This is a genomic window from Shewanella aestuarii (assembly GCF_014647215.1).
Classification (GTDB): Bacteria; Pseudomonadota; Gammaproteobacteria; order Enterobacterales; family Shewanellaceae; genus Shewanella; species Shewanella aestuarii.
Map to the genome: position 1 here is coordinate 331,826 of NZ_BMOT01000001.1, position 23,020 is coordinate 354,845.

Annotated in this window: 21 protein-coding genes; 18 read left to right on the forward strand and 3 right to left on the reverse strand. The window is 41.9% G+C overall.

Features of this window, described 5'->3' with window-relative positions; all coding sequences use genetic code 11:
• Nucleotides 1–111 precede the first annotated feature (111 nt).
• The 4 genes from IEY03_RS01525 (at nucleotide 112) to IEY03_RS01540 (ending at nucleotide 3,819) form a co-directional block, all read left to right on the forward strand.
• Nucleotides 112–1,356 carry a lipoprotein-releasing ABC transporter permease subunit gene (locus tag IEY03_RS01525; protein ID WP_188839570.1) on the forward strand — a complete coding sequence of 415 codons (1,245 nt, stop codon included), beginning with the start codon at nucleotides 112–114 and terminating at the stop codon, nucleotides 1,354–1,356.
• Nucleotides 1,356–2,063: a lipoprotein-releasing ABC transporter ATP-binding protein LolD gene (gene lolD / locus IEY03_RS01530; RefSeq protein ID WP_188839571.1), complete on the forward strand. Its 708-nt coding sequence runs from the start codon at nucleotides 1,356–1,358 to the stop codon at nucleotides 2,061–2,063. Before IEY03_RS01525 ends, lolD begins: the two co-directional genes overlap by 1 nt.
• On the forward strand, nucleotides 2,056–3,297 hold the full coding sequence (gene lolE / locus IEY03_RS01535; protein WP_188839572.1) for a lipoprotein-releasing ABC transporter permease subunit LolE: 1,242 nt from the start codon (nucleotides 2,056–2,058) through the stop codon (nucleotides 3,295–3,297). Before lolD ends, lolE begins: the two co-directional genes overlap by 8 nt.
• 267 nt (nucleotides 3,298–3,564) lie before the next feature.
• Nucleotides 3,565–3,819 (forward strand): DUF3624 domain-containing protein, encoded by a 255-nt coding sequence (locus IEY03_RS01540; protein WP_188839573.1) that lies wholly within the window; start codon nucleotides 3,565–3,567, stop codon nucleotides 3,817–3,819.
• 134 nt (nucleotides 3,820–3,953) lie between these two features.
• Here the strand turns inward: IEY03_RS01540 and IEY03_RS01545 are convergent, their stop codons facing one another.
• Complete coding sequence (locus IEY03_RS01545; RefSeq protein ID WP_188839574.1) at nucleotides 3,954–4,457, reverse strand: DUF2062 domain-containing protein; 504 nt, start codon at nucleotides 4,455–4,457, stop codon at nucleotides 3,954–3,956.
• Between the two features lie 31 nt (nucleotides 4,458–4,488).
• On the opposite strand from IEY03_RS01545, the gene IEY03_RS01550 reads away from it, so the two are divergent.
• Genes IEY03_RS01550 through IEY03_RS01565 form a run of 4 tightly spaced genes read left to right on the forward strand, consistent with a single transcriptional unit; the run spans nucleotide 4,489 to nucleotide 10,217 of the window.
• On the forward strand, nucleotides 4,489–7,161 hold the full coding sequence (locus IEY03_RS01550; RefSeq protein WP_188839575.1) for a DNA internalization-related competence protein ComEC/Rec2: 2,673 nt from the start codon (nucleotides 4,489–4,491) through the stop codon (nucleotides 7,159–7,161).
• A 36-nt stretch (nucleotides 7,162–7,197) separates the two neighbouring features.
• Nucleotides 7,198–8,997 (forward strand): lipid A export permease/ATP-binding protein MsbA, encoded by a 1,800-nt coding sequence (msbA, locus tag IEY03_RS01555; RefSeq protein ID WP_188839576.1) that lies wholly within the window; start codon nucleotides 7,198–7,200, stop codon nucleotides 8,995–8,997.
• Complete coding sequence (lpxK, locus tag IEY03_RS01560) at nucleotides 8,997–10,037, forward strand: tetraacyldisaccharide 4'-kinase (protein ID WP_188839577.1); 1,041 nt, start codon at nucleotides 8,997–8,999, stop codon at nucleotides 10,035–10,037. The genes msbA and lpxK overlap by 1 nt, the downstream gene beginning before the upstream one ends.
• Entirely contained in the window at nucleotides 10,038–10,217 is a 180-nt protein-coding gene (locus IEY03_RS01565) for a Trm112 family protein (RefSeq protein ID WP_188839578.1), read from the forward strand.
• A gap of 160 nt (nucleotides 10,218–10,377) precedes the next feature.
• Here IEY03_RS01565 and metG read toward each other — a convergent pair whose 3' ends face one another.
• Nucleotides 10,378–12,450, reverse strand: a complete 2,073-nt coding sequence (gene metG, locus IEY03_RS01570) for a methionine--tRNA ligase (protein WP_188839579.1) — start codon at nucleotides 12,448–12,450, stop codon at nucleotides 10,378–10,380.
• 152 nt (nucleotides 12,451–12,602) lie between these two features.
• Here metG and apbC point away from each other — a divergent pair, with 152 nt between their 5' ends.
• The 9 genes from apbC to IEY03_RS01615 all read left to right on the forward strand — a co-directional run bounded on the left by apbC (nucleotide 12,603) and on the right by IEY03_RS01615 (nucleotide 19,795).
• Complete coding sequence (gene apbC / locus IEY03_RS01575) at nucleotides 12,603–13,724, forward strand: iron-sulfur cluster carrier protein ApbC (RefSeq protein WP_373290820.1); 1,122 nt, start codon at nucleotides 12,603–12,605, stop codon at nucleotides 13,722–13,724.
• Between the two features lie 6 nt (nucleotides 13,725–13,730).
• Nucleotides 13,731–14,369, forward strand: coding sequence for a uridine kinase (gene udk / locus IEY03_RS01580; RefSeq protein ID WP_188839581.1), 639 nt, complete (start codon nucleotides 13,731–13,733; stop codon nucleotides 14,367–14,369).
• Nucleotides 14,370–14,400: 31 nt separating this feature from the next.
• Nucleotides 14,401–14,988, forward strand: coding sequence for a dCTP deaminase (gene dcd / locus IEY03_RS01585; RefSeq protein ID WP_188839582.1), 588 nt, complete (start codon nucleotides 14,401–14,403; stop codon nucleotides 14,986–14,988).
• Nucleotides 14,985–15,818: an aminodeoxychorismate lyase gene (pabC, locus tag IEY03_RS01590; protein WP_188839583.1), complete on the forward strand. Its 834-nt coding sequence runs from the start codon at nucleotides 14,985–14,987 to the stop codon at nucleotides 15,816–15,818. The genes dcd and pabC overlap by 4 nt, the downstream gene beginning before the upstream one ends.
• 51 nt (nucleotides 15,819–15,869) lie before the next feature.
• A complete protein-coding gene (mltG, locus tag IEY03_RS01595; RefSeq protein WP_188839584.1) occupies nucleotides 15,870–16,880 on the forward strand; it encodes an endolytic transglycosylase MltG in 1,011 nt (336 codons plus the stop codon).
• On the forward strand, nucleotides 16,877–17,512 hold the full coding sequence (gene tmk, locus IEY03_RS01600; RefSeq protein ID WP_188839585.1) for a dTMP kinase: 636 nt from the start codon (nucleotides 16,877–16,879) through the stop codon (nucleotides 17,510–17,512). Before mltG ends, tmk begins: the two co-directional genes overlap by 4 nt.
• Nucleotides 17,513–17,610: 98 nt before the next feature.
• The gene (gene holB / locus IEY03_RS01605) at nucleotides 17,611–18,570 is read left to right on the forward strand and encodes a DNA polymerase III subunit delta' (protein WP_188839586.1); all 960 of its coding nucleotides are present in this window, start codon (nucleotides 17,611–17,613) and stop codon (nucleotides 18,568–18,570) included.
• 64 nt (nucleotides 18,571–18,634) lie between these two features.
• The gene (locus tag IEY03_RS01610; protein ID WP_188839587.1) at nucleotides 18,635–18,961 is read left to right on the forward strand and encodes a PilZ domain-containing protein; all 327 of its coding nucleotides are present in this window, start codon (nucleotides 18,635–18,637) and stop codon (nucleotides 18,959–18,961) included.
• Nucleotides 18,962–19,006: 45 nt separating this feature from the next.
• Nucleotides 19,007–19,795, forward strand: coding sequence for a TatD family hydrolase (locus IEY03_RS01615; RefSeq protein ID WP_188839588.1), 789 nt, complete (start codon nucleotides 19,007–19,009; stop codon nucleotides 19,793–19,795).
• Nucleotides 19,796–20,166: 371 nt separating this feature from the next.
• Here the strand turns inward: IEY03_RS01615 and rsmF are convergent, their stop codons facing one another.
• Nucleotides 20,167–21,621 carry a 16S rRNA (cytosine(1407)-C(5))-methyltransferase RsmF gene (rsmF, locus tag IEY03_RS01620; protein ID WP_188839589.1) on the reverse strand — a complete coding sequence of 485 codons (1,455 nt, stop codon included), beginning with the start codon at nucleotides 21,619–21,621 and terminating at the stop codon, nucleotides 20,167–20,169.
• A gap of 113 nt (nucleotides 21,622–21,734) precedes the next feature.
• Between rsmF and IEY03_RS01625 the strand changes: the two genes are divergently transcribed.
• Nucleotides 21,735–22,961: a spore maturation protein gene (locus IEY03_RS01625; protein ID WP_188839590.1), complete on the forward strand. Its 1,227-nt coding sequence runs from the start codon at nucleotides 21,735–21,737 to the stop codon at nucleotides 22,959–22,961.
• The last annotated feature ends 59 nt before the right edge of the window (nucleotides 22,962–23,020 follow it).

Here is a 23,020-nt window from a genome sequence, read left to right on the forward strand (position 1 = left end):
CAACTTGATGGTTTAGCAAGTCATAAGCTTTTAACGTGAGTTTTAGCCTAGTTTTTGACTCAGATATAACCAATATACGCCCGAAATACGGCAGTGGATGACAAATTTTATATGAATTTTGGATTTTCTTTTTTTGTGGGGTATCGCTATTGGCGCGCACGTAAAGCCAATGCCTTTGCTTCATTTATTACTCTGTTTGCTGTGTCGGGCATTTTTTTAGGCGTGGCGGCGTTGATTGTTGTTAGTTCTGTGATGAATGGTCTTGAAGGCCAACTTAAAAACCGTATTTTAGGTGCTGTGCCACAACTTACGCTTATTAATGACGCTGGTTTTGACGACTGGCAAGCAAGTGTTTTATCCGTTAAGCAAGATACGCGTTTACAACATGACATCATGGGTATTGTACCGAGTGCGACCACTCAAGGTATGTTGCAATCCAGTTCAAATATTGCCGCCGCTCAAGTGTTAGGGGTATTCCCTGAACTTGAACAGGGGTTATCCAGTATTATTTCTCATACTTACTCAAGCGCGTTTGATGCGCTTACGCCAGGCAGTTATGCCATTGTGTTAGGCAGTGAGCTGGCGAGGAAATTAGGCGTAAAACCCGACGATGAAATTCGTATTTTAAGCGGTGATGGCGTGGTTTATTCCCCCCTTGGGCCAGTGCCGAGCCAACGTAAGTTTAAAGTAGCAGGCGTGTTTGAAATGGGCGCGCAGGTCGATGCCTCGGTGGCTTATGTGCATTATCAAGATGCGCGCCGCTTAATGCGCCAAAACCCCAACGTGATCTCGGAATTAAGGGTTTACTTAAACGATCCTTTTAATGTTGCCAGCATCACACCGTTAATCACAGATACCTTAAACCAGCAAGGTATTAAAGTTGCTAGCCGTGATTGGCGTGACGACTTCGGCCATCTATTTGCCGCCGTGAAAATGGAAAAGAATATGATGTCGTTAATGTTGAGTTTAATAGTTGCGGTTGCGGCTTTTAATATTGTCTCGGCTTTGGTGATGATGGTAGTGGATAAAACCACTGACGTTGCCGTATTAAAAACCCAGGGGCTTACCACTGCTGCGGTGATGAATATCTTTATCGTGCAGGGATCACTGAATGCCGTTTTAGGCTTAGTGATAGGCACCTTAACCGGCATTGTGCTTACCCTTAATTTGAATGAGATTTTAACCACATTAGGCATATCTATTCTTGGCGCAGGTCAAACGCTTCCGGTGCAATTATCACTGGCACAATTGACAGTGATTGTGGTTGGCACTTTATTCATTACCCTGATTGCCACTATTTATCCAGCGTTACGTGCCGCTAAAGTTCAACCTGCTACTGCATTGAGATACGAATAATGACCCAAACTAAACAAGTATTACTGCAAGTTAATCATGTCAGTAAACATTATCACGATGGCGAAGTGACTACCCAGGTACTCAAAGATGTCAATCTTGAAGTATATAAAGGCGAGCAGTTAGCCATTGTGGGCAGTTCGGGTTCAGGTAAAAGTACCTTACTGCATTTAATGGGCACCTTAGATACTCCAAGCGATGGTCAGGTGTTACTCGATGGTGCTGACATTTACCAACTATCAGCGGCAAAGCAAGCCAAATTGAGAAATGAAGACTTAGGTTTTATTTATCAATTCCACCATCTTTTGCCTGAGTTCAGTGCAATTGAAAATGTGGCGATGCCAGCTTTTATTCAAGGTAAGGATAAGCAGCAATCTTTGCAAAACGCCAAAGTCTTGCTCGAACGTGTTGGGCTTGGGCACAGATTGCAACATATTCCTGCGCAGTTATCGGGCGGTGAAAGACAACGCGTTGCTATTGCCAGAGCCTTAATCAATCAACCAAAGTTGGTGTTGGCTGATGAACCTACGGGTAACTTAGACGCCAACAGTGGTGAAACGGTTTATCAATTGATCCGTGAATTAGCCCAGCAGTTTGGTACGGCTTTTGTTGTGGTAACCCATGATCACAAACTAGCAGCAAAAATGGACCGCCAATTAACCATGAAAGACGGTGTGTTACAGGTGTCAGCAGGTAACATTAATGAGTAAATGGTTACCGTTTTTAATCGGTTGGCGTTTTTATCGCGCTAGACAAAACAATGGCTTTATCGGCTTTATTTCATTTGCCTCGACTGCAGGTATTGCACTGGGTGTCGCAGTGCTTATCATTGTATTGTCGGCAATGAATGGCTTTGAAAAAGAACTGCAAAATCGTTTACTTGGGGTGATTTCTCACGGTGAACTCGTTGGAGTGAACGAACCTATTCATGATTGGTTAGCTATTGCTGAAACCGCTAAACAAATTCCTCAGATCACAGGGGTTGCGCCTTTTGTGCGTTTACAAGGTTTGGTGCAGAAACCCGGTGGCTTTCAAGGTATTGTGGTAAACGGTATCGACACTGAATATGAACAGCAAGTGTCGCATATTGCCCAGTATATGGATGACAGTGCTTGGCAATCTTTGCAAGGTAATGACAATCATATCGTTTTGGGACGTAGTTTATTAGATAAACTGCAATTAAAGGTGGGTGATACCTTGGCAATGTATACACCAGATGCTAACAACAATCGCTTGAGCGCAGCTAAAAGCCATCGATTTACCGTCAGCGGTGTGTATGATTTGGGCGGTGAAATTGAAGCGTCTCAAGCCTATGTCCCACTTAAATATTTAAGTGATTTACTAAATCTAGGCACTGGCGTTAGTGGAGTGCGCTTGCAAGTGGATAATGTGTTTAATGCGCCAGGTATTACCCGTGATTTAGGCTATGCCCAAGAGCAATATCTCTATCTAAATGATTGGACACGTTCGCAAGGCCATTTATATCAGGATATTCAACTTGTCAGAATGGTGATGTATCTAGTGTTAGCGTTAGTGATCGCAGTGGCCTGCTTTAATATTGTTTCTACTTTGGTGATGGCGGTACGCGATAAGGCTTCTGAAATTGCGATTTTAATGACAATGGGATTAAAGCGCTCTGCCATCATGACCATATTTATTATGCAGGGCGGATTAAATGGCTTGTTAGGTTGCAGTTTAGGCGGGGCAATTGGGGTTGTAGTTGCACTTAAATTGAGCAGTATTGCTAAAGGTATTGAATCTATTTTTGGTATTCAGTTATTAGATTCAGATATTTATTTTATTGATTTTTTACCATCACAGCTACAAATTCATGATGTGATTTTTGTGGTTGTATTGGGCTTAGTGATGAGTTTAATTGCAACGATTTATCCAGCTTGGAAAGCAACAAAAATAGCACCTGCAGCAGCACTCGCCGGTCGATAAATTGGGTTCTTAAATAAGGCAATACGGTGATGACCACTAATGCTCAACTATCGTCACCTGTGTTGCACACACATCGCTTGGTATAGAGTGCTGGCCATTACCGATTGCTTAAATATAGCCAGCATTGGTCTGCTTGAGAAAGTCGGATTTCGCCGTGAAGGACATTTTATTCAACATACAATGTTTAAGGGAGTGGTGTGATGAATACCAATACGCAATGCTAGCCAGTGAATTTAAACTGTTCAGAAAACCTAACTAGAGCACTTCATGTCCTGTCATCAATGTGATGAGTCAATTTTTATCCAAAAGCTTGGTCGTTGCTATCGCTGCATGGCACAACTTAGCCTTTTATCAGTGATCGGCTGGCCGCTTTGGTGGTGGTTTTTCGCTGAACACCCCAAAACCGTTGAATCGATAGCGTTACTATTTTTCTGTGTGGCTTTTAGTGGCTTGTTGTTTCTGCATCTAGTGTTTTGGTGGTTTTACCGAATAAAAAACACCGTAAACCGTCAGCATAAATAAGCATTCAGCTACATCAATACCTTACCGGTTAATGTTGGGGATGAAAGTTGAGGTGATTTTTGAACTGTGGTTTCAATCAGACCGTAATTGCACTTAACCGATGACGTTTTAGTCAATTAGATCTGAGGGGTTATCTATTTTCTTTTTTGCCATTTAAATAGAATTGAATATTTCCATAAACTATTAATAACCAAATAACCGACAGAAGCACAGACGATGCCTAATACAAAACATCCCAGTAAAAATGGTGGGCCAATTGTCGACAGGGATGCTTCAAGCCATTGCCAACTGGCTTCAAATTCAAAATGCTGACTTTCTAGGCCCAGTAACTTAGAACCCAATAAATAAGCGACGTAGAACATAAAAGGCATGGTGACAGGATTGGTGATCCACACTAAGGCAACCGCTACCGGAATGTTAACGTTGAACATGATTGCTAAGCCTGCCGCTGCAACCATTTGAAATGGCATAGGCATCCAACCGACAAAAAGCCCTACAGCAAACGCCCCAGGGGCAGACTTTCGATTCAATACCCACAGGTTAGGCTTATCTAATAGTTTGCCGAACACACGCAAATATTTATGCTTTTGCAGTGTTTTAGGATCAGGCATAAATTTTTGTATGAATTTTTTTGGCATCTTAGTTGATTACTGTCTTTACTAATATCTTATGAATCGATTTGTTTTCGGCTTTTGCATCAGTAGCCTTAGCGCATTACTTTGGCCAGTTATGCCACCTATGTGGAGTTTGGCCTTAATACTGCTGTTGGCTTTCATTTTCCTGAAAAAAGCACCGCTGTATAGTGGTGCTGCTTTTGCCGTGTTTTGGATAAGCATCTATTTCTATTCGTTAGACTTTCAACCAAGGTTCACACTTCAAAACAAGGTTACATTTACCGGTGAGATAGTATCACTAGTTAATGGTGACCGCGACTGGATAAGTTTGGATGTACGTGTAATTGAGCCAAAATTAACCAATATTAATCTATCTGATGGCGTAAAAGGGATACCAAGGGACAGATTATATCGCCTGACCTGGCAGAACCCCCCTTTAATTACTGTAGGTCAAGTTTGGCAATTTGAAAACACACGCTTGAAGCCAATTACCAGTATTGCCAATCAAGGTGGGTTTAATCAGCAGCGTTTCTATATTCATCGTCATATTGTGGCCAAGGGACAGGTAAAGCAGGCGAGTTTAATCTCTTTTAAGCCATCAATAAGGCAAGAGTGGTTATCGTCGTTTGCGTTAGTCGCTCCCCAATTAAAAAATGGTGACTTATTACTGGCTTTATTGTTTGGCGATAAAAGTCAGATATCAGACGTGCGCTGGCAGCAATTAAGGCAAACGGGTACTGGGCATTTAATCGCTATTTCCGGCTTGCATTTATCAGTGGTATTTGGCCTGGTTTTTATTGGTTGTTTTGGAGTCTTAACTCGTTTTCGATTTGGGCAGTTTTTATTATCGAAAATTCACTGCCAGTTCGGATTATTTCCTTTATATGCCTCACTGACCATCGCCACATCAATGGCATGGGGTTATGCTTATTTAGCAGGTTTTTCAGTATCAACACAAAGAGCATTAATCATGCTGGTTTTATTGGTATTGCTTAGTTTACTGAAACAGCATCATTCTTTGTGGCAACGATTAATGTACGCGCTGGCAGGCGTATTACTATTTGATCCCTTTTCTATGTTAAGTGCAGGTTTTTGGCTGTCATTTGTCGCCTTAGGGATTATTTTGCGTTTCACTGACCAGCACCAGCACCAGCACCAGCACCAGCACCAGCACCAGCACCAGCACCAGCACCAGCACCAGCATCAGCACCAAGCGCCAATGACGAAGTCAGCCATGACATTTGGGGCTAATCTAATGCAAAAATTGTTGGGTTATTGCTTGGCATTGTGGTCAGTTCAATGGCGATTAGCGATAGGGCTCGGTGTTTTGCAAGCTTTATTATTTGGCACAGTGTCTATCCACAGTGTTTGGATAAACTTGCTGGTGGTGCCTTGGTTCAGTTTTTTCGTGATACCAATAGCCTTGCTAAGCTTTGTTGTTTGGTCAGTGTGGCAAGCTTTTAGTCATCTATTCGGTACAAATATTGTGGTTGAATTGCCTTTCAATAGTTGGATTTTTGCTTTGGTAGATCACTTATTAGCGCCATTTACCGCATTACTTCACCAGTCTGAATATTTTCCAAGTAGTCTGCTTGATGTCAATGAAGCCTGGATTGCAGCAAGTCTATGTAGCCTAATTGGTTTTGGGTTATTACTGACATGTCGTTGGTCCATTTTTAATTCTGGCTATCGTGTGGGTCAAAGTATCAGTAAGCGGCAGAGCGGACTGAGTCAAAATGGTTTTATTCTTTGCCTATTGACCTTAGTCATGAATATTCCAATGCTGCAGCTGGTGCTGAATTCATTCACGGCAGCTGATATGGGGGAATTTACTCAAAATACGCAGATAGACACCCGTGGGACTTTTATTGATAACCAAAGTTATGACATCAGTTTACATACTTTAGATGTGGCCCAGGGGACGGCAATTGTGTTGCAGCAAGGTGAAAGGGCGCTGATATACGATAGCGGGGCTGCATTTGGGGATTTCAGTTATGCTGAGCGGGCAATAGTGCCTTTTTTAAAAACAAGGGGGATCACCCAAGTTGATTATATCGTTATCAGTCATCATGATAACGATCATAGCGGCGGTTTAAATACCTTAATAACGGCCTATCCAGATGCTGAAGTCATTGCAGATAAAGCGCAGACGTTACTTGAGCGAACTCAAGCACATCAAACGGCCAACGTCAGTGATTGTCAGCCTGGTGTTCGGCAATGGGGGAGCGTCGCAATCACGACTTTGGCGGATCATTTACAGTCCAGTAAAGACAATAATCGTTCTTGTGTGATGATGTTGGCCATTTATCAGACTGCTAATTTTAACCAGAAAAATAGCAATGCTGCAATAAAGGTGCTGCTCACAGGCGATATAGAAGCGCTAAGAGAGCAAAGCTTATTGGAAAATCAGCAAAAGCTTGCAGCCGACATTTTGTTTGTCCCCCATCATGGTAGTCGTACTTCTTCTTCCTCGGCATTTATTGATGCCGTATCGCCTCAGTTAGCCATTTTTAATGCTGGTTTTAATAATCAATATGGTTTCCCCAAGCAAGATGTTATCTCCCGCTATCTAGATCGTGATATCACCACTTTAGTTAGCGGCGAACAAGGTCAAATAAGCATAAAATTTACAGCAACTGATTACCAAATAAGCACTTATCGACATGATATGGCCCCTTTTTGGTATAACCGATTGTTTAGATTTGGCCAGATAGTTAAAGCAGAGTAGAATGCTATCCATGTTTGTCAGCAAAGAATGATATTGATGTCGTCGCACTCAGATAATGAAATGTGGAGCGTTTTTAAACGCTTAATGATTTATGTTTTACCCATGAAAGCTATGTTTATTATGGCTGTGTTGGGTTTACTTACCTATGGCGCAGTCGACGCCGCGTTTATTGCCTTTATTAAGCCATTTATCGATCAAGGTTTTGGTGCCGCGCCTAGCGTCGCAGGTGTTGAATTGCCAACACATGGCGGCTTTAATGCCAATACAGACATCATGATGATGGCGCCTTTTGTAGTGGTAGGTATGTTTACCTTGAGAGGGATTGCCAACTTTGTGTCTACCTACTGCGTCTCTTATATGAGCGCGCAGCTTATTATGGATATGCGTCAGCAGGTGTTTGAACACTATTTACGTTTACCTGTTAGCTATATTGATCGCGAAAATAGCGGTAATTTAATTTCTCGAGTGACTTTTGATACCGAGCAAATCGCCAGAGCCTCAGGCAGTGCATTGATTTCAATTGTGCGTGATTCTATGACAGTGGTAGGTATGTTGGCGATCATGTTTTTCTACTCATGGAAATTATCACTGTGTATTTTAGTGATTGGTCCTTTGATGGGCATTGTCATCAGTATTGTCAGTAAACGCTTTCGTAAAGTTTCAAAACAAATTCAATCCGCGATGGGCGGAGTGACTGCGACCACAGAGCAAATGATTAAAGGCCATAAAAACGTCTTGTCATTTGGCGGCCAAAAAACTGAAATGGCACGTTTTTTTGAAGTAAACGATAAAAACCGTCATCAAAATATGAAATTGGCGGTGGCACAATCGGTTAGCCAGCCGGTCATTATGATTATTGGATCATTCGCGCTGGCTTTTGTATTGTACGCAGCAAGTTGGGAGAGCATGCAAACGGATCTCACAGCGGGTACCTTTACCGCTATTTTGGGTGCCATGATGGCGATGCTGCAACCGATTAAAAACTTAACTAGAGTCAATGCCGAATTCCAACGCGGCATTGCAGCTTGTACAACTGTGTTTGAATTACTCGACACGCCAGCAGAATCTGATACTGGCACCCATGAAGTCGAGCGTGTGCAAGGTCATTTACAATTTAACGGTGTGAGTTTTAGCTATCCTGAACAGGAAAAGAAAGCCTTAAATCTGATCGAGTTTGATGTTAAACCGGGTAAAACCGTCGCTTTAGTCGGACGCTCAGGTTCTGGTAAATCGACTATCGCTAATTTGATTACCCGCTTTTACGGTGGATTATCAAACGGTGATATTTTACTTGATGGCACTAGCATTTATGATTATCAGTTAAAAAATCTACGTAATCAGGTGGCATTGGTGTCACAGCAGGTGACGTTATTTAACGATACCATTGCCAATAATATTGCCTACGCCTATCCAGGAGAGGTCACACGAGAACAAATCATCAATGCCGCCGAACTAGCCTATGCCATGGAGTTTATTAACACTCTTCCTGATGGGCTTGATACTCAAGTGGGTGAAAACGGCGTGTTATTATCAGGCGGACAACGTCAGCGTATCGCGATTGCTCGTGCCATGCTACGTGACGCGCCCGTGCTTATTCTAGATGAAGCCACGTCGGCATTAGATACCGAATCGGAAAAAGCGATTCAAAAAGGCTTAGATAACTTACGTCATAATCGTACTTCTGTGGTTATTGCCCATCGTCTATCAACGATTGAATCAGCCGATGAGATCTTAGTCATAGACCAAGGTAAGGTGATTGAGCGCGGCGTGCATAAAGACTTAATCACTCAAGATGGCGTATACGCTAACTTGTATCAGATGCAGTTTGGCAGCTAATGCAAAACTGGATTAACCAAGTTTGGTATCATGGTCACTGGGCAAAATGGTTTTTGCTACCTTTATCAGGGATTTTTGGACTGATAAGTTTTATCAGGCGCACCTTATTTAGGCTGGGGATCAAGCCGACTCATACTTTGCCAGTGCCTGTTGTGGTTGTAGGTAATATTACTGCAGGGGGGAGTGGTAAAACCCCAACGGTAATTTATTTGATTAACCTATTACGGGCTAATGGCTTGAAACCTGGGGTTGTTAGTCGCGGATATGGTGGCAAGACTAAAGGTGTAGCCAGTGTCACGCCATTAAGTTTAGCGACTGACGTTGGCGACGAGCCGTTAATGATTGTTAGTCGTACCCATGTACCTATGGTGGTTGGCAGTCAACGGGTGTTAGCGGCCAAAAAACTGTTAGCGGATTTTGATGTCGATGTAATCATTTGTGATGATGGGTTACAGCATTATGCCCTAGGCCGCGATATCGAAATTGCGTTAGTTGATGGTGGACGTCGATACGGTAATCAGTGTTTATTGCCTGCAGGCCCTCTAAGAGAAGGGCTATGGCGATTAAATTCGATAGATTGGATCATCAATAATGGTGGCCCAGAGGTTACGGCTAATTCTGACGACTTAACAGAACACCTCATGCAGCTAATACCAGCGACGGTTTGTCAGGTTCAGTCTTTAAATAGTGCCTTACACCAAACTGCAACAGATCCCCAATTAACTTTGCAACAAGCACCGATAACCGCAATGGCTGGGATTGGTAATCCACAACGTTTTTTTGACAGTTTAGTTGAGCAGGGATATCAACTTGAACAAGTGGTAGCCTTTGCCGATCATCAAGCCTACGACAAGCAACAGTTAATTAGGCTTTCTGAGCAAACCCCTTTACTGATGACAGAAAAAGATGCGGTTAAATGTCGCGATTTTGCATTACCGAACTGGTGGTATTTGCCCGTAAATGCGAAGCTAAACCCAGAATTTGATACCCAGTTTATGAGTCGAATGACTCAAGTTATCCAACTTAAGAAGGAAAGTTAAATGGCTTTTGATAAAAAGTTACTTGATATTGTCGCGTGTCCTGTGTGCAAAGGTAAACTGGATTTTGACAAGGAAGCACAACAGTTGATTTGTAAGTTTGATAAAATTGCTTACCCTATTAATGACGGCATTCCTGTGTTACTTGAAAACCGTGCAATTCCTTTAGCACCGACAGAATAGACGGACAGCTAGTAAAGTTAACTGTTTTAATGGTTTGATAAATCAGCATTTATGAAACTGAGTTACCAGAGCAATTTTTACTCTTGTTAGCATAAATAAAAAGGCTGAAATCATTTGATTACAGCCTTTTTTGTGTTTTAGCTATCGTGTCTGGTGACGGTTATTTTACTCGCATACCAGGTTGAGCTCCTTCATGTGGCTCTAGGATCCAAAGATCTTTACCACCGGGACCTGCGGCTAATACCATGCCTTCAGACATACCAAAACGCATTTTACGTGGCGCAAGGTTGGCAACCATTACCGTTAACTTACCGACTAAATCTTCAGGTGAGTAAGCTGATTTGATACCAGCAAAGACTTGTTTAGTTTCGCCGCCAAGGTCTAACTCTAATTTTAACAGTTTGTCAGCTTCAGGCACATGCTCAGCTTTCGCGATACGTGCAATCCGAAGGTCTAATTTTGCAAAGTCGTCAAATTCAATCGTGTCACTGATTGGATCATCTTGTAACGGATTGCCACTAGTGGTTCTAACATCCGATTTATCAGCTTTCTTGCTGTTTGTGTCAACTGGCGTTTGAGTGACTTGCAAGTTGTCTTTAGAGGCATCAACCATAGCGGCGACTTTATCAAGATCCACACGCTGCATCATGGCTTTGAATGGCACGATTTCATGGCCAGTCATGTCCATGTTTAAGCTGTTCCAGGTCAGCTCTATTTGCAAGAACGCTTCCACATCCTGACTTAAACGAGGTAGCACAGGCTTCAAATAAGTCACAAGAATACGGAATAGATTCAACGCAATAGAACACACTTGATGTGCTTGCACTTGTTGATCTTCTTGCTTGATAAGTTGCCAAGGCGCTTGATCTGCAACAAAACCGTTAGCGATATCGGCAAGCGCCATAATTTCACGCATGGCTTTGCCGTATTCACGGGTTTCGTAAAACTCTGCAATTTGATCTTGTTTGGCTAAGAAAGTTTCAGCTAGGCTGTTGTCGGCAATTTTTGCCAATTTGCCATCAAAACGTTTGCTAATAAAACCTGCTGTGCGAGAGGCTAAGTTAACTAACTTGCCAACTAGATCTGAGTTGACACGTTGTGCAAAATCCTCAAGATTTAAATCCAAATCGTCAATACGGCTACTGAGTTTTGCTGCGTAGTAGTAACGTAAAAATTCAGGGTCTAAGTTATCTAAATAAGTACGCGCCTTGATAAAGGTGCCTTTTGATTTAGACATTTTAGCGCCGTTAACTGTGACATAGCCATGTGCATACACACTGGTTGGCTTACGGTAATTTGCGCCATGTAACATTGCTGGCCAGAATAGACTGTGGAAGTAAACAATGTCTTTACCGATGAAGTGATAAACCTCAGCAGTAGAATCTTTTGCCCAAAATTCATCAAAATTGATATTAGGATTTTTATCACAGAAGTTTTTGAATGAACCCATATAGCCAATAGGTGCATCTAACCAAACGTAAAAATACTTGCCTGGTGCATCAGGGATTTCGAAACCGAAATACGGCGCATCACGTGAAATATCCCACTGTTGTAGGCCTTGCTCAAACCATTCACTGAGTTTGTTTGCCATTTCTTGCTGAAGCGAGCCAGAGTTTATCCATTCTTGTAACATGCCTTCAAATGCTGGCAAGTCGAAGAAAAAGTGCTCACTGTCTTTCATAATTGGCGTGGCACCTGATACCGCTGACTTAGGATTGATTAAATCCGTTGGGCTGTAGGTTGCGCCGCAGCTATCACAGTTGTCGCCATACTGTTCTTCAGACTTACATTTAGGGCAAGTACCTTTGACAAATCTGTCAGGTAAAAACATCGATTTTTCAGGGTCAAATAACTGAGAAATCGTTTTTGACTTAATAAACCCACCCTCACGCAACTTAAGGTAAATGTCGCTTGCTAGCTCGCGGTTTTCAGGGCTATGTGTGCTGTGAAAATTATCAAATTGAATATTAAAGTCAGCAAAGTCTTGTTCATGTTCTTTTTGAACTTGAGCAATCATTTCTTCTGGGGCAATACCCAGTTGCTGTGCTTTTAACATGATAGGTGTGCCGTGGGCATCGTCGGCACAAATATAGTGACACTCATGACCGCGCAGCTTTTGATAGCGAGACCAGATATCAGTTTGAATGTATTCAAGCATGTGGCCTAAATGGATAGGACCATTGGCATAAGGAAGGGCACTGGTAACCAGTATTTTACGCTGTGATTGGGTCATTTTTTCTCAACATCGAATTTCGCTAAAAATATTGCCCAGATACTAACTGAAAAAAGCAATATTTTCACCAAAACATGCATGAAAATATCCCAATTAGTCACTAAATTTTTGTGAAGTTCTGATACACTTGCACAAATTTGTCAACGGGAGTCATGCTTTTGTCTATTTCCTATCCTGATTATCAACTTGATGCGCAATTATTAACCCCAGTGTTAGCTATTTTAGATGCCCATCAAGATCCTTATTTAAAGCAAGGTTTAGTTACTGCAGGTTGTGTGGTTAAGTTAGCCATTGAAGGCAAAAGGCTTCTACTTGGGTTGGTTTATCCATATCCTTGTATGACTCAATACCGCGATACGGTAATGGCGATTACTAACAAGCTAGCGGTTTTAGATGCAATTGATGAAGTCGAATGTGAAATCGATTTTCAACCAAGAGTATATTCAGCTATAACCTCGGTTTCGCCTATTGCCAATGTTAAGCAGGTTATTGCGATTGCTTCTGGTAAAGGCGGCGTTGGTAAATCGACTACCGCGGTAAATTTAGCATTAGCGCTTAAAGCGGAAGGGGCAGAAGTCGGGATTTTAGATGCCGATATTTATGGCCCATCAATCCCATTGATGCTGGGTATTCCGCATTTTAGACCACAATCTCCAGACGGTAAGATGATGACCGCGGCTTCGGCTCATGGTATATCAGCGCAATCAATTGGATTCATGTTGGGTGATGGCGAAGCTGCAGTGTGGCGTGGCCCAATGGCGGCAGGCGCACTGGTTCAATTACTCAATGAGACCCAATGGCCTGAATTAGACTATTTGATCATTGATATGCCTCCTGGAACCGGAGATATTCAGCTTACATTGTCACAAAAGTTTCCTGTCAGTGGCGCTGTGATTGTGACCACGCCGCAAGATATTGCTTTAGCCGATGCCCAAAAAGGCATTACCATGTTCAATAAAGTGCAAATTCCTGTGTTAGGGATTGTTGAAAACATGAGTTTCCATTTATGTCCTGAATGTGGCCATAAAGAACACCCGTTTGGTACGCACGGGGGCAGTAAAATTGCCGAACGTTATAATGTACCTTTATTAGGTGCATTACCGCTAAATATCAATATTCGTGAGTCAATGGACAATGGCGCGCCTAGCGTTGTCAAAGAGCCTGATTCGGAAGTGTCGGGCATCTACCGTGAAATTGCCCGTAAATTAGGTGCGCAACTAGCGCTCCAACAAGTTAAATCAACCGTTTCAATCAGTATATCGGACGACGAGTAAGCTTATATGAATTCTCAACAGTGTGTCATTATTGGTATCGCCGGTGCGTCGGCGTCAGGTAAAAGTTTAATTGCTAATACCATTTTTCAAGAACTTTGCCGCGATTTAGGCACTAACCAAATTGGCGTGATAAACGAAGATGCTTATTACCGTGATCAATCTCATTTGACCATGGAAGAGCGAGTGCAAACCAATTATGACCATCCTAAGGCGCTAGATCATAAATTACTTGCCAGCCATCTAGAGTTACTTAAACAGGGGCAGGCCGTTGATATTCCACGTTACAGCTATACCGAGCACACTCGTATGTCTGAAACCGTTGAGATGTCGCCAAAAAAAGTGATTATTCTCGAAGGTATTTTACTGTTAACGGATCCTAAGCTGCGTGATTTAATGGATGCCAGTGTATTTATGGACACGCCTCTGGATATCTGTTTTTTACGTCGTCTTACCCGTGATGTCGCAGAACGTGGTCGCACAATGGAGTCGGTGATTTCTCAATATAAAAAGACGGTTAGGCCGATGTTTTTGCAATTTATTGAGCCGTCTAAACAGTATGCCGATATCATAGTGCCACGTGGTGGCAAAAACCGAATTGCGACCGATATTTTAAAAGCGCGAATTCAACATTTGTTAGCAAAATAAACGTTAACTCATTATCAAAGAGGCTACATCAATGCGTCTAACTGATATCGAAATCGAACAAAGTTTAGATGAAGGGCTGATAGTTATTTCTCCTAGACCACCTGTAGATGCTATATCTGGTGTCAGTGTTGATGTTCGCCTTGGTGATCAATTCCGAGTTTTTCAAGATCATACCGCCCCCTTTATTGATTTAAGTGGCCCTAGCGTAGAAATGCAAGCGGCCTTAGATCGCGTCATGGGCGATAAAATTACCATTGCCGAAGGGGATGCTTTCTTCCTGCATCCAGGGGAATTGGCGCTTGCGGTTACCCTTGAAACTGTTACTTTGCCAGCGAATATCGTTGGCTGGTTGGATGGACGTTCATCATTAGCACGTTTAGGCTTAATGGTGCATGTAACAGCACACCGAATAGATCCCGGTTGGCAAGGTAAAATTGTTTTAGAGTTTTTTAACAGCGGGAAACTGCCACTTGCATTACGCCCTGGTATGACAATTGGTGCGTTAAACTTTGAGCGCCTAAGTGGTCCAGTTGCTCGACCTTATAATCAAAGAAAAACTGCTAAATACAAAGATCAGCAAGATGCTGTCGCCAGTCGTATTAGTCAGGACGAAAAATGACGCAAGTATGGGTTAATCAGCAAACGACAATAAACGTCAGCCCGTTTGATCGTGGTTTAGCCTATGGTGATGGCGTATTTGCAACCATGCGTACCTATCCAAAATCAGCCCCACAATCTGGCATTATGTTGTTGAAGTTACACTTAGCAAGATTGGCACAAGGCTGTGAGAGATTACATATCAATTGGGGGCCTTCCGAGACCTTAATTTCTCATTTATCAGATTTAGCACAACAGTACCCAAACTCTTGTATTAAGTTATTACTCACCCGCGGCGTCGGCGGACGGGGTTATCAGGCTCCGGAACAAGCCAATATCACAGAAATTACCTCAGTACATGAAATCCCTATCCATTATCAAACCTGGCAAAAGCAGGGTGTTGCTTTAGCGACCTCAAAAATAAAATTAGCTCAACAGCCCTTATTGGCAGGGATAAAGCATTTAAATCGTTTAGAACAGGTGTTGATAAAATCACAGCAACTTCCGGATGGCTTTAATGACTGGTTGGTTTACGATACCCAAGACAATGTTATTGAAGCTTCAATGGCCAATATATTTATTGTGAAAGCAGAACAGGTATTCACTCCAGCGATAAATCAAGCCGGTGTCAGTGGGGTAATGCGTGAAGCGGTTATTGAGGCTTTGTTGAGTAATGGCGTCGATGTGCGTATTCAGCCTTTAAGTCTAAATGATATTGTTGATGCCGACTCAATCATGCTCACTAATAGTCTGTTTGGCATTATCAATGTTATAAAAGTCGATAAAAACAGCTATCAACCTTGGGCTAACACAATTGCAGTTGCACAAAAGTTGCAAACGACATTAAGCTAAAGCGCTTAGAAAAAATAAACAATAATAATCATTCACCTAACTTAGATGTCTATGAATACAATAAAAACGCGACTATTAGCCAGCTTGATCCCATTTTTTACCATTATTTGTTTGGCGGGATATTGGTATGCAAAAGATATTTTAGAATACAAAAAACAGCCTTTAGCCATCACAGAAGCAACACAAATTACGGTTAGTGCAGGTACTTCTTTAGTCAAACTCACTCAAGAGCTAGAGGAAAAAGGGATTGTTACCGACAGCTGGAAAACACGATTTCTCGTTAAGCTTGAGCCTCAATTTGGGCAAATTAAAACCGGTTTGTATCAAATGATGCCTGGTGACAAGCTGGTTGATTTTTTGAATCGCGTTAGACTTGGTCAGGAAGTGGCTTTTTCGGTAACATTAATTGAAGGTAAAACCATTAAAGAATGGCTGCCAGTATTGAAAAACCTTGAGCATATGCCGTTTGAAGATGATGTTTTTAATCGTGTATTAGCGGCTAATGGCGATACTTCAGGATTACCTGAGGGCAAGTTTTTCCCCGAAACCTTCCATTACCGCGTTGACGATGATTTATTTTCTATGCTGCAACGCAGTTATCAGATGATGCAAACCCATTTAGCTCAAGCTTGGGAGCAACGCGATCCTGATCTTAAATTAAACTCTCCTTATGAGTTATTGATTATTGCCTCAATTATTGAAAAAGAAACCGCACAGGAATCTGAGCGCAACTGGGTAAGCGCGGTATTTAATAATCGATTAAAAAAAGGCATGCGTTTACAAACTGACCCAACCATTATTTATGGAATGGGCGACCGGTATAAAGGCAACATTACTAAAAAAGATATATTAGAAAAAACAGCCTTTAATACTTATAGAATCGATGGGTTACCACCGACACCTATTGCAGCCCCAAGCAAAGCGTCTTTATTTGCAGCCGCAAATCCGGCTAAAGTGAATTATTTATATTTTGTGTCAAAAAATGATGGTAGTCATATTTTTTCATCGACTTATAAAGAGCATAACCGTGCAGTTAATGAATACCAGAGAAACAGAAAATGAGTCAAACAGGACAGTTTATTGTTATTGAAGGATTAGAGGGCGCGGGTAAGTCCAGTGCTATCGACTTAGTCCATAGTATCATTACCGCAGCAGTCGGCCATGAGCCTGTTTGCACTCGAGAACCTGGTGGTACGCCATTGGCAGAGAAAATCAGGGATTTAGTTAAAATCGCTGAACCCAATGATCCCTTATGTGATGAAGCGGAATGCTTACTATTTTATGCGGCGCGTACTCAATTAATTGCTAATGTGATTAAACCTGCATTAGCGAAAGGACAATGGGTACTCGGGGATCGTCATAATTTATCATCGCTTGCGTATCAGGGTGGTGGTAGAGGACTGATGCCTTTAGTTAAAGCCATTAGCGATGCCAGTTTGCATGGCTTTAAACCTGACTTAACACTGTATTTGGATATTGAACCTAGTTTAGGCTTGCAACGCGCATCGCAGCGTGGTGCACTGGACAGAATTGAGAAGCAGCATATTGCGTTTTTTGAACGTGCTCGTGAAACATTCCTCCAGTTTGCCGCGCAAGACAGTTCGATCATTGTGATTGATGCCAGTCAAACGATGGAAAAAGTGCATCAAGATATCCGTGCACAATTAACCAAAAGACTCTCATCAGCAGCATAGCTGCATCGAAGAGTCTCTGTCTTGTATAAATGGCCACTCATTCGCTGTAAAAGTATTATTGAAAGGTATACAGGCCCTAGCTATCCTCTGGGAAGATAATGACCGATTACACTCTGACACAATTACCATGGCTATTGACCCCATTTGAGCGGTTTGCTCGACTTTGTTACCGAAATGAACATAGTCATGCACAGTTAATTCCAGTGGATGTGGCATTAGGCGGTATTCAACTGGCTGCAGATATGGCACAAATGGCATTGTGTGGAGACAGAACCCCTGTCGGTGCCTGCGGTCAATGTAAGGCTTGTTTATTGTTTAAAGCGGGTAACCATCCCGATTTACATTGGATCCGCAGTGATGGCAGTCAAATTAAAGTTGATCAAATCCGAGAGCTTTGCCAATCTTTGATCCACACAGCGCAGCAATCAGGCGCTCGGGTTGCGGTTATTGAACACAGCGAGCGGATGAACATAGCTGCTGCAAACGCGTTGCTAAAAACCTTAGAAGAGCCTGGTAGTAATACATTACTGCTATTACAAACAGATACACCGGCAAATCTATTACCCACAATCACCAGCCGTTGCCAAAAAATAGCCTTTATAACACCAACTCGAAACGAGATTATTGACTGGCTGGCACAGCAAAACTTATTACCCAAGGCTGATGCTCAGGGGAATCGCCATGACGTAACCTGGTGTTTAGGTGTCGTAGGTGGACCAATCAAATTAGCACAGAGTTTGGCATCTAAACACTATCAACAGTTACTTGATTATCGTCAGGATTGGTCGGCAAGTTTACAGTCGGGGCATCTGCAAAACAGTTTATTAAAATTATCAGAACAACAAATTATTGATGCCTTGAAGGTTTTATATTTGTACTTGAGGCAATATGTGTTAAAAAGTAATAAGTTAAATCCTCTTATTCAGTCAAGAGTGATTGAATTAGCAGGTGATGTGATGCACATGAGTCATAAATTGACTACAATGGCTAATGTAAACACTCAAGCCTTGTGCCAAAATTATGTATTACAATTCAGGCATGTGCTTGCACTCACTTAACGATTATACTTGTTGAGTTTAGTCAGCTTCAGAATTACTCATAACTAGAGAAGTAAAAGATACTATGGTCGACTTGGTGGTTAACTACGATACATTGCATCAGCTATATCGTGCCTATATGCCGTTTATTAAGCCGGCGGGTTTATTTGTGGCAACCACAGAAAGTCATTTTTTAGGCCAAGAGCTCACCATTGCCTACCGTTTACCTAATACAAGTCAAGTCAATGAATTTAAAGGTTCGGTTGTGTGGATCAATCCGATAGGTGCATCCGGTGGACGCCCTGCAGGTATTGGGATTAAAATTAAAACCGATCCTGAAAGCCATAAACATCATATCGAAAAGCTATTAGCCCAAGAATTATCATCAGGTGATTTGACCTGCACCATGTAGCTCGGTATCCTCTGCATCCCATTTATTTAAATCATCTCTTTAACTATGCTAATTGACTCTCACTGTCACCTTGACCGTTTAAAAGCGGCGCCAGATCATGCTGCAATGCAAATCATCATGAATAATGCTAAGGCTCAAGGAGTCGATTATTTATTATGTGTCAACGTGCGCCAGCAAGGTTTTGAGCTAATGCGTGATAAAGTTGCGCAGTTTGATAATGTCTTTTTATCATCCGGTGTTCATCCGTTAGATGTTAAAGAAGGTTTAGATGTTGCACAAATCAGACGCTTTGCAACCGATCCTAAAGTGGTCGCCATTGGTGAAACTGGTCTAGATTATTTTTATGCTGATGAAACTAAGCAATTGCAGCAGCAATGCTTTGAGCAACAGATTGCACTAGCGGTTGAAGTGAACAAACCGTTAATTGTCCATACCCGTGATGCTAGAGAAGATACGATTGCCATGTTAAAAAATGGCCAAGCCGATAAAGTGGCGGGAGTGCTACATTGCTTTACAGAAACATGGGAGATGGCAAAAGCGGCTATCGATCTCGGTTTTTATATCTCAGTGTCAGGCATAGTGACCTTTAAAAATGCGGGTGATTTACGCAGCGTAATTCGTAAAGTACCTAAAGACAGGTTGTTAGTTGAAACCGATTCACCCTATCTTGCGCCTGTTCCTCATCGAGGACAAGAAAACCAACCCGCTTATGTTAAAGACGTGGCAGAGTTTGTTGCTGAGTTACGCGGTGAAAAATATCAGGATTTAGCTGATTACACATCCGAAAATTTCTTTGCCTTGTTTAAAGATGCCGCCAAATTAGTGGGTCGATAATTACCTACGCCAGTATGTAATCAATCGATTGTAAATACAGTTCACCGGTACGATAGCTTGATTAACTTCAACCATATTTGTTAAATTTTTAGCCAAAAAAAAGACTCAAAACGATCCAGTTGTTTTGAGCCTAGGGGAATGGCTCTTTGCAGAGCCGTGCGCTAGAGTGGAGGGACATATGTACAAATTATAGACAGTGTTTTTTAGCTTTGCCTAATAAATTAGTGTTATTTTTGTACATATTCTTAGTCAATTAACATTACGGCGACAAACTCTCGATTTATTAGATAATTAACCTCGACTCTGGTTAAAAATTTCATTGGCTAACTGGCCCTGATAAATCAGTTAATTGAAAATCCATTCAAGCTATATTATTCAATGATGGTGACATTATCTCTAACCAATTCCCGTGGAAGGTTGTTTTTTAGTCTATGGCCTAAATGCTTTACTACACCTAAAACACTTTGATGATGGCTGACTAACATTTCGCCCTGGGGATGTTGTGATAACCATTGCTGATTTTCAACACTAAAACTTGTGGTTTCAATGTCACGTCCCATTAAAAATTGTTGTGCTTGCTGGGCTGACAGTTCAATACAATGCGGGTTTGTTTCAGTTGAACCAAGTAAAGCCTGTACAGCTTCGTGTTTGACTTTAAAACCTTTTTTCATTGCATCTGCCAGTTTTAGACCGATACGCTGAAAACGCATTTTGCCAATTAGTGAAGTGAAATTATTCGGAAACAGCCAAAATTCATCATCACGTTGCATTACACAAGTGTCCATTGGCAGTGTAATACTAAAACTGTCTGTTAAGTATTGTGTGAGTGCCATCTGTTGCTTTTCTGTAGCAGGTATAAAAGGAAAGTTCTTCTGTAATTTAGGTTGTTTTTTAATACGCTCTACAGTGGCTGTTTTTTTGATTTTAGCGACAAAGAAACCTTCACTATCATATATTTGTGGCCAGACATGTAAAAAACCTTCAGGGGTACAAGCCACTTGTGCATTAGGGAATAAATCGTTTAATGGCAAAAACTCTACCGCATCAGGATAGGTTTGCTGTAAGTGATAACAAATTTGCTGATTCTCTAACTGACTTAATGTACAGGTTGAATACACTAAGGTTCCACCGGTTTTTAATGCTAAAAAAGCCGATTCAATTAAATCCTTTTGGGTATCAGCTATAGCCATCACATCACTAATATCCCAATTTTTTAGCGCATGAGGATCTTTTCTGACTGTGCCTTCACCGCCGCAGGGGGCGTCTAATAAAATGGCATCAAAGGTTTCATATAAATATTCGCCAAATACCCGGCCATCGAAGTGGGTCAGGGCTACATTACTGGCGCCCATGCGCAGCACATTAGCATGCAAGACCTTCACTCGACTTGCTGAATATTCATTGGCAACTAATAAGCCTTGGTTTTGCATTAAAGCCGCTATTTGGGTGGTTTTTGAACCAGGAGCTGAAGCCACATCTAAAATCATGTCAGTTTGTGATATGTCATCAAATAATGCAGTAGGTGGTAACATTGAGCTGGCTTCTTGAATGTAAAATAGCCCCTGAATGTGTTCAATGAGATTACCCGGCTGTAGTTGTTCATCATGGTTTATCCAAAACCCATCCTTACACCAAGGGATAGGTTCAAATTGCCAACCTTTAGGCTGCATTATTTGTATAAAGTCAGCGCTGCTGATTTTTAAGGTATTAACCCGTATAGATTTTCGCAGTGGTTTATCGCAAATGGCGATAAATTCATCTAGGCAAAGATGTTCAGGTAATTCTTTAGTGATGTGTTTGATAAAATTTGGATTTAATTGAACCATAATGCAGACATTGTTCACTCTCGTGGCATAATTAACAGGATCATATCATGGAATGTGGCCGCAAGGTTGCATTGGGATGACAAACCCATAACCATTATTAAAAAGGACAGGGTGTGCTGAATCGAGTTTGGTTAGGCTTTTTTATCACTGCGGCGATTGCCATCTTATTGCAGTTGATCTCAGGTAATATAACAGTCTTGAACGATTCTGTTAGCGCACTTTTTGCCAGCGCAAAATTGGCGGCTGAAATCTCGCTAGGCTTAATTGGCGTTTTAGCGTTATGGATGGGATTAATGCAAGTTGGCGAGAAAGCTGGTGTTGTTGGGTTATTTGCCAAACTTTTCGAACCTTTATTATCTCGACTGATGCCAGAAGTTCCCCGCGGCCATGCTGCATATGGCAGTATCAGTATGAATTTAACCGCCAATATGTTGGGGTTAGATAATGCTGCAACGCCACTGGGGTTAAAAGCGATGCAAGACTTGCAAAGCTTAAATACCGACAAAACCGTTGCCACTAACGCACAAATCCTGTTTTTGGTACTCAATACTTCTTCAGTGACACTGGTACCTGTGACAGTGTTTTTATATCGCGCTCAGCAGGGTTCGGCATCTCCAGCTGAAATATTCCTGCCCATCTTACTTGCGACCTGTGCATCGACATTGGTTGGTTTAACTGTCGTGGCGATTGTTCAACGTATTTCTTTACTCAATAGTGTGATTCTTGGGTACGGCGCATTGCTTTTGTCATTATTAATGGCCTCGATGTTTTATTTGCTCAGCTTGAGCGCCGAAGCGATTGGCGAGGTGTCTAGCGTGTTAGGTAATGGTATTTTATTATTACTAGTCCTTTGTTTTGTCATTGTGGCCGGCATAAAAAAAGTGGCTATTTATGATGAGTTTATTGAAGGCGCCAAAGGCGGATTTGAACAGGCAATTAAACTTATACCTTACCTATTAGCCATGTTGTTAGCCATTGGTTTACTCAGAGCCTCTGGCGCGCTTGATTATGTACTACAAGGGTTAGCTGGGGTTGTATCTTGGATGGGGTATGACACGCGTTTTATTGATGCAATGCCAACAGCGATAATGAAACCTTTTAGCGGATCAGGTGCTAGAGCCATGATGTTAGAAACCATGGAGCATCATGGTGTTGACTCGTTTGCGGGTAGATTAGCGGCAATTTTTCAGGGCAGTACTGAAACAACTTTTTATGTCTTGGCGGTTTATTTTGGCTCTGTAGGAATTCGAAATGGACGCCATGCGTTGGGATGCGGATTAGCAGCTGACTTAGGTGGTATAACTGCCGCCATTGCGGTGTGTTACTGGTTTTACGGTTAAACGACATCGCGCTTTATTGTTTCGCCAAGCTGTCCCTGTGAGGATAATACTCATCTAAA